Here is a 6,285-nt window from a genome sequence, read left to right as displayed (position 1 = left end):
AAAGACGAGGGGGTGGTTAGAGGGATTGGCGGTGGGTGGGGGAGAGGCGCCAGCCGGTGGGGGTGTATTCGATTAGGTGGGAGTCGGCGAGGGTTTCTAGGCATTCTTGGGTGGTGTCGAGGTCTAGGCCGGCGGTGGTGGCTATGCGGGTGGCGGGGGCGGGGCGCAGTACGGGGACGGCGTCCAGGGTGCGACTCAGGTCGTGGTCCAGGTGGTCGGTGATCGTGGTGGGGGCGTGGGGGTAGGGGGTGGTGTGGGTGCCGATCGGGGAGATTACCTCCAGGATGTCGGCGACGTTCGTGGCTAGGGCGGCGTTGCGTTCGCGGATCAGGAGGTGGACGCCTTCGGACATTCGCGAGGTGATGGGGCCGGGGACGGCTAGGACCTGGCGGCCGCATTGTTCGGCCCAGCCGGCGCTGTTGAGGGCGCCGCTGCGGATGGCGGCTTCGACTACGACGGTGCCGAGGGTTGTTGCAGCGATGAGTCGGTTGCGGGCCAGGAAACGTAGTTTTGTGGGGGAGCAGCGGGGCGGGAGTTCGCTGATCAGCAAGCCTGTTTCGGCGATTCGGTCGAAGAGAGCGGTGTTGCTCTTGGGGTAGCTGACATCGACTCCACACGCGAGTACAGCAACGGTCGGACCGCCGCTTGCGAGGGCTCCGCGGTGGGCGGCGGCATCGATGCCATAGGCGCCGCCGGAGACGACTGTCACCCCCTCATCGGCAAGCCCCGCAGCCAGTTCGCCGGCTGCGTTTTCGCCGTACGCCGAACAGGCACGCGCACCCACCACGGCAACAGACTTGGCCAACGTCTCCCGCAGTTGCGCCGGACCGCGAACCCAAAGCCCGAACGGCACGCCGCCCCGACGACTCTGGAGCCCGGCGTCGGCGAGCACCTCCACCTGCTCGGGCCACTCGTCATCACCTGGGATGACGAACCGTGCGCCAGCCGCCGCCGCGCGCTCCAGATCAATCTCCGGCCGCGCCTCCGCCACCCGCGAAGACCACCGCTCGAACATCGGCCGCTTCTCATGCAACGCCTCCCACAGCTCCAACACGTCCATCCCTTCAAATGCTGTGATCGCTGCCGGATCCCCCGGCTCCACCACCCGAACCAACCCGGCCCGAGCCAGCCGCTCCGCATCAACTTCATCCGTCCCATCACCACCCGAGGCGACAGACGTACATCCATCCGCCGGCCCCGTCCGGTGCGGAGGCGTGCGGTCGCCCAGGTCCGTTGCCCGGTGGGAAGACGAGCGCTCGCTGACGAAGAGCGGCTCACTCAGAGGCGTGCGCTCGTCGATGTGGGTCGGCTCGCGCGGAGGTATGTGCGCGTCGATGTGGGTCGGCTTGTCCGGGCGTGGGTGGTCGTCCTTCGGTGTGCGCTTGGGTGCGGAGGCTGGCTCGTGCGGAGGAGGGCGGTCGCGCATGAAGGCGGGCTCGCAGGAACGGTTGTGTTCGTAGGTGGCGGCTGGCTGGCGGAGAGCGTGCTCGTCCGGGGCGGGGGTGGTGGTTGCGTGTGGAGTGGTCGGGGACGGGGGTGGTGTGGTCATGAGGTGAGCTTTCTGAGGGGGCGGTCGTTGGTTAGTGGGGTTAGTGGGACGCCGGTGCGGAGTTGGAAGGCTGTGTGGGTCAGGGGGACTGTGGGGATGGGGGCGCCGGCTAGGTCGGCGAGGGTCCAGGCGACGCGGGAGACTCGGTCGAAGCCTCGGGCGGTGAGGCGGCCGGCGGCGTAGAGGTCTTCCAGAAGGCGTTGACTGGAATCGTCGATGGGGTATTCGCGGCGCAGGATCGGGCCGGGGATCTCGCTGTTGAGGGTCCAGCCGGTGCCTTGGTAGCGGTGGGCCTGGCGTTCGCGGGCCAGGCGGACCCGGGCGGCGACCTGGGCGGTGGATTCTGGGCGGTCGGCTTCGCCTTCGCCGCGGGCGGCGGGGAGGATCTGGCGCTGGATGTCGATCCGGTCCTTGATCGGGCCGCTGATGCGCTGGCGGTAGCGGTTGAGATTTTGCGGGGTGCAGTTGCAGACGTTGTTCGGAGTTCCGGCCAGTCCGCAGGGGCAGGGGTTGGCGGCGAGGACCAGCAGGAATCGGGCTGGGAACTTCGCGACCGCCGCTGCCCGGTGAACCTCGATGAAGCCCGACTCGAGCGGCTGGCGCAGCGTGTCGAGGGTCAGAGGGTGCATTTCGGGAGCTTCATCTATGAACAAAATGCCTCGATGCGCACAGCTGATCGCGCCGGGGCGGGGCATGCCGGAGCCGCCACCGATGAGGCTGGGCAGGGACGCAGTGTGGTGCGGGGCGATGAAGGGCGGTCGCACCACCAGCTCGGCGTCGTTGGTGAGCAGGCCGGCCAGCGAGTGGACTGCGGACACCTCGAGGGAGTCGTCGGTGCTGAGGTCGGGCAACAGGCCCGCCAGACGCTCGGCGAGCATCGTCTTGCCCGAGCCTGGTGGGCCGTGCAGGAAGATGTGATGGCCGCCGGCGGCGCTCGCCTCGATCGCCTTGCGTCCTTCGCGCTGGCCGAGGACGTCGTGCAGATCGACCTCCGGCACCCGGGTGAGCGACTCGGAGATGAGCCGGGGCTCCGCCCGTGGCGGGTCCTCGTCGGGCATCTCGGTCTGGCGGAGCAGCGCGAGCACCTGGCGCAGTGACCGCATCCCGTAGACCTCGATCCCGGGCACCAGCCGTGCCTCGCCCGCGTTCAGTTCGGGGACGATGACGCGTTCGAAGCCCGATCGGGAGGCGGCCAGCGTCATCGCGAGCGCGCCGCGAACCTCTCGCATCCGCCCGTCCAGGCCGAGCTCGCCGATGATCGCCACGTGGCGCAGGCGTGCGTTGTCGACCACGCCGGCGGCCGCGAGGAGCGCGCAGGCGATGCTGACGTCGTAATGCGAGCCTGTCTTCGGCAGGGTCGCGGGGGACAGGCCGATGGTCACCTTGCGGTCGGGGAACTTCTCGCCGCTGTTGACGACGGCGGCCCGGACCCGGTCGCGGGCCTCGGACAGCGAGGTGTCGGGCAGGCCGATCAGCGTGGTCTTCGGCAGGCCCTGGGCGATATCGGCCTCGATCTCGACGAGGTGGCCCTCCAGGCCGACGAGGGCGACGGACCAGGCCTGGGCGAGCGGCATCAGGCCACGCCCCTGACATGGTCGACGCTGGGCGCGCCGCGGTACGGCAGGAGCACGGCGACGATGTCGATCCGGACCTCGCCAGGGCGCACCTCGTGCTCCCGCAGCCAGTGGCCGACCAGTTGGCGCAGCTTGCTGAGCTTGCGGTACGTGATCGACTCGAGCGGGCTGCCGTAGCCCAGCCCGCGCCGGGTCTTCACCTCGCAGACGACGAGGGTCCGGTTCTCCCGGGCGACGATGTCGATCTCGCCCTGGCCGCACCGCCAGTTGCGCTCCAGGATCGTGAAGCCGTTCGCCACGAGGTACCTGGCGGCGAGATCTTCGCCGTACTTCCCGACCGCTTCCGTGGTTCGCATCGATGACCACCTCCGGCTGAAGAACATGCCGAGGTTTCGCCGACTACGAAAACGACTTCGGGGCCTGTGGAAAACAGGCCCCGAAGTCGTCAGTTACGCATGTGCTTGCCGCGCGTCGATTGCTTCGACGGTGGTGGCGTCCGGACCGCCCGGAGCTCGCCGGAGTCGTGCTCGCTCCGGATCGCCTGCAGGCCGCCCGTGCCCGGGTCGGTGTCGCCGATGTCGAAGTCCCAGCTGTCCTCGTTGGCCAGCCGGCTGTGCCAGCGGCCGTAGAGGCCGTAGATGGCCAGGCCGACCGCCATCCAGATCGCGAACTTCGTCCAGGTGCTGGTCCGCAGGTTGAGCATCAGCCACAGCGTCGCGGCCAGCGACAGCAGCGGGATCAACGGCACCATCGGGACCCGGAAGCCACGCTCCAGGTTCGGCTCGGTACGCCGCAGTGTCAGCACTCCGACCGCACAGAACGCGAAGCAGAACAGCGCGCCGATGACGAGCAGCTCCTCGAGGTCGAGGACCTTCGGGTACAGCGTCAGTGCGATCGCCGCCGCACCGGCCGCGGTGGCCGCACGGGCGGGCGAGGAGTAGACCCGGCTGACCCGGCCCAGGCTCTTCGGCAGGAGGCCGTCACGGCCCATGTTGAAGAGCACCCGGCTCTGTGCGATCAACACGACCATGATCACCGTCATCAAGGCGAGCAAGGCCCCGAGATTGACCACGTTGGCCGCCCAGCCCTCGCCGACGGCCGACATCGCCTCCGACACCGGTGCGGCGCCGCCCAGCTGGCTGGACGGGCGCATCCCGACCAGGACGACCGCCATCGCGACGTACAGGATCGTGACGGCGCCGACGCCGAGCAGCATGCCCTGCGGGACCGTCTTGCGCGGGCTGCGGGCGTCCTCGGACGCGGTCGCGATCAGGTCGAATCCGATGAAGGCGAAGACGATCGAGCTGGCCGCGGTGAAGATGCCCATCAGGCCGAACGAGCCGAACGAGGAGTCCAGGATCCAGCTGAGCAGGGTCGGACTGGCCGTTGCCGGGGCCGGTCGTGCGTCGGGGACGAACGGCTTGTAGTTGTCGAAGTTGATGTGCGTGGCGCCGACGACGACGACCAGCAGGATCACCGCCACCTTCGCCAGCACCACGACGGTGAGCACGCGGGACGACAGCTTGGTGCCGGTGACGATCAGCGCGGTCAGCACCAGCAGCAACAGCGGCGCGACCAGGTTCAGCTTGGCGTCGGGGCCGAAGAACTGGGCCACGCCGGCGGGCAGGGTGACGCCGAATCCGTCCAGGGTCGCGAGGAAGTACGCCGACCAGACGCGCGCCACGATGGCCGCCGCGGTCACGAGCTCGAGCACCAGCGCCCATCCGACCAGCCAGGCCCACATCTCGCCGAAGGTCACATAGCTGAAGGTGTACGCGCTACCTGAGACGGGGATCGTCGACGACAGTTCGGCGTAACAGGCCGCAGCCAGTACGCAAACCACCGCCGCGATCAGGAACGACACAATCACCGCGGGGCCGGCGACGTTGGCCGCCTGCTTTCCGCTGAGACTGAAAATGCCGGACCCGATCATCACACCTAGTCCGAGAACGACTAGGTCGCGACGACCGAACAGGCGCGGCAGACGGTGCCGCGCATCCTCGACTCGAGTGAACGCCGACTCGACCGGCAGGCGCCGGCCTACGGTCTGTCCGTTCGCTGAGGGGGCCATGGTCAGGGGTGCCTCCGTTGCTACTAGGGCAATCGGGCCGAACAGTAGTCGACCAGTGGGGATTCGGGCCAGACCTCCTCAGGTATCTGCCGCGCGGTGGCTTGCGATGCCGCTGCCACTCCCGCATGGTCAGGACATGGTGCCCGACGAGGTCAGCGCAACGCCTTCCAGGGCGGAAGATTTCGCTGTGTTACTGGCTGACTACGAACGGCATCTGACGGCGGAAAGAGACCTCAGCAAACATTCCGTCCGAGCCTACATGGGCGATGTGATGGATTTAATCGATCATTTGACTCGGCTTGGTCACGATGATCTGAGCGGTCTCGATATTCGTGGTCTGCGGTCCTGGCTGGCCAAGCAGCAGAGTCTCGGCAAGTCGCGGACCACGATCGCGCGGCGCGCGACCGCCGCCCGGGTCTTCACCGCCTGGGCGCAGCGGACCGGGCGGATCGAGACCGATCCAGGCGCGTTGCTGGCCAGCCCGAAGCCGCACAAGTCGCTGCCGGGCGTGCTGGGGCAGGCCGACACGCGGGCGGTGCTCGACGCCGCGGCGGTCGCCGCGGACGACGGCAGCCCGGTCGGGCTCCGCGATCTGGCGATCATGGAGTTGCTCTACGCAACGGGTATCCGGGTCGGCGAGCTCTGCGCCATCGATGTCGACGACGTCGACGCGGGCCGGCGGGTGATCCGCGTCTTCGGCAAGGGCCGTAAGGAACGGTCGGTGCCGTACGGCGTACCGGCAGGGGTTGCTCTGGATGGGTGGCTGGACGGGGCGCGGCCGAAGTTGTTCCGGCCCGGGAGCGGGCCGGCGTTGTTCCTCGGAGCCCGGGGGGCACGGATCGATCAGCGGACCGTACGGCGGCTCGTGCACGCCCGGATGGCGGCGGTCGACGCGCCGGACCTGTCGCCGCACGGGATGCGGCACACGGCCGCGACCCACCTGCTCGAAGGCGGCGCGGATCTGCGCAGCGTGCAGGAGTTGCTCGGTCACGCTTCGTTGGCGACCACCCAGATCTACACGCACGTGTCGGGGGATCGGCTGCGACGCGCCTACGAACAAGCGCATCCACGCGCCTGACCTGGGGCCTCGA

The 6,285-nt window shown here is 68.8% G+C and carries 5 protein-coding genes; 1 reads left to right on the top strand and 4 read right to left on the bottom strand.

Annotated features, from left to right (window positions below; translation table 11 throughout):
* Window positions 1-16 precede the first annotated feature (16 nt).
* The 4 genes from dprA to ABD116_RS29520 form a co-directional block, all read right to left on the bottom strand.
* Entirely contained in the window at window positions 17-1,549 is a 1,533-nt protein-coding gene (gene dprA / locus ABD116_RS29535; RefSeq protein ID WP_343977480.1) for a DNA-processing protein DprA, read from the bottom strand.
* Window positions 1,546-3,123 carry a YifB family Mg chelatase-like AAA ATPase gene (locus tag ABD116_RS29530; protein ID WP_343977477.1) on the bottom strand — a complete coding sequence of 526 codons (1,578 nt, stop codon included), beginning with the start codon at window positions 3,121-3,123 and terminating at the stop codon, window positions 1,546-1,548. The genes dprA and ABD116_RS29530 overlap by 4 nt, the downstream gene beginning before the upstream one ends.
* Window positions 3,123-3,479, bottom strand: a complete 357-nt coding sequence (locus ABD116_RS29525; RefSeq protein WP_343977474.1) for a YraN family protein — start codon at window positions 3,477-3,479, stop codon at window positions 3,123-3,125. The genes ABD116_RS29530 and ABD116_RS29525 overlap by 1 nt, the downstream gene beginning before the upstream one ends.
* Window positions 3,480-3,568: 89 nt before the next feature.
* Window positions 3,569-5,194, bottom strand: coding sequence for an APC family permease (locus tag ABD116_RS29520; protein WP_343977471.1), 1,626 nt, complete (start codon window positions 5,192-5,194; stop codon window positions 3,569-3,571).
* Window positions 5,195-5,330: 136 nt separating this feature from the next.
* Here ABD116_RS29520 and ABD116_RS29515 point away from each other — a divergent pair, with 136 nt between their 5' ends.
* The gene (locus tag ABD116_RS29515) at window positions 5,331-6,272 is read left to right on the top strand and encodes a tyrosine recombinase XerC (protein WP_343977468.1); all 942 of its coding nucleotides are present in this window, start codon (window positions 5,331-5,333) and stop codon (window positions 6,270-6,272) included.
* Window positions 6,273-6,285 lie beyond the last annotated feature (13 nt).

Origin of the sequence: Kribbella koreensis (genome assembly GCF_039525325.1) — a bacterium.
Classification (GTDB): domain Bacteria; phylum Actinomycetota; class Actinomycetes; order Propionibacteriales; family Kribbellaceae; genus Kribbella; species Kribbella koreensis.
Note: the sequence above shows the minus strand (reverse complement) of the source record. Positions and strands in the feature narration are given on the sequence as shown.

Bases quoted from the DNA above. Each gene is read 5' to 3' on its own strand.
- dprA (WP_343977480.1), bottom strand. From the start codon at position 1,549: ATGACCACACCACCCCCGTCCCCGACCACTCCACACGCAACCACCACC.
- ABD116_RS29530 (WP_343977477.1), bottom strand. From the start codon at position 3,123: ATGCCGCTCGCCCAGGCCTGGTCCGTCGCCCTCGTCGGCCTGGAGGGC.
- ABD116_RS29525 (WP_343977474.1), bottom strand. From the start codon at position 3,479: ATGCGAACCACGGAAGCGGTCGGGAAGTACGGCGAAGATCTCGCCGCC.
- ABD116_RS29520 (WP_343977471.1), bottom strand. From the start codon at position 5,194: ATGGCCCCCTCAGCGAACGGACAGACCGTAGGCCGGCGCCTGCCGGTC.
- ABD116_RS29515 (WP_343977468.1), top strand. From the start codon at position 5,331: ATGGTGCCCGACGAGGTCAGCGCAACGCCTTCCAGGGCGGAAGATTTC.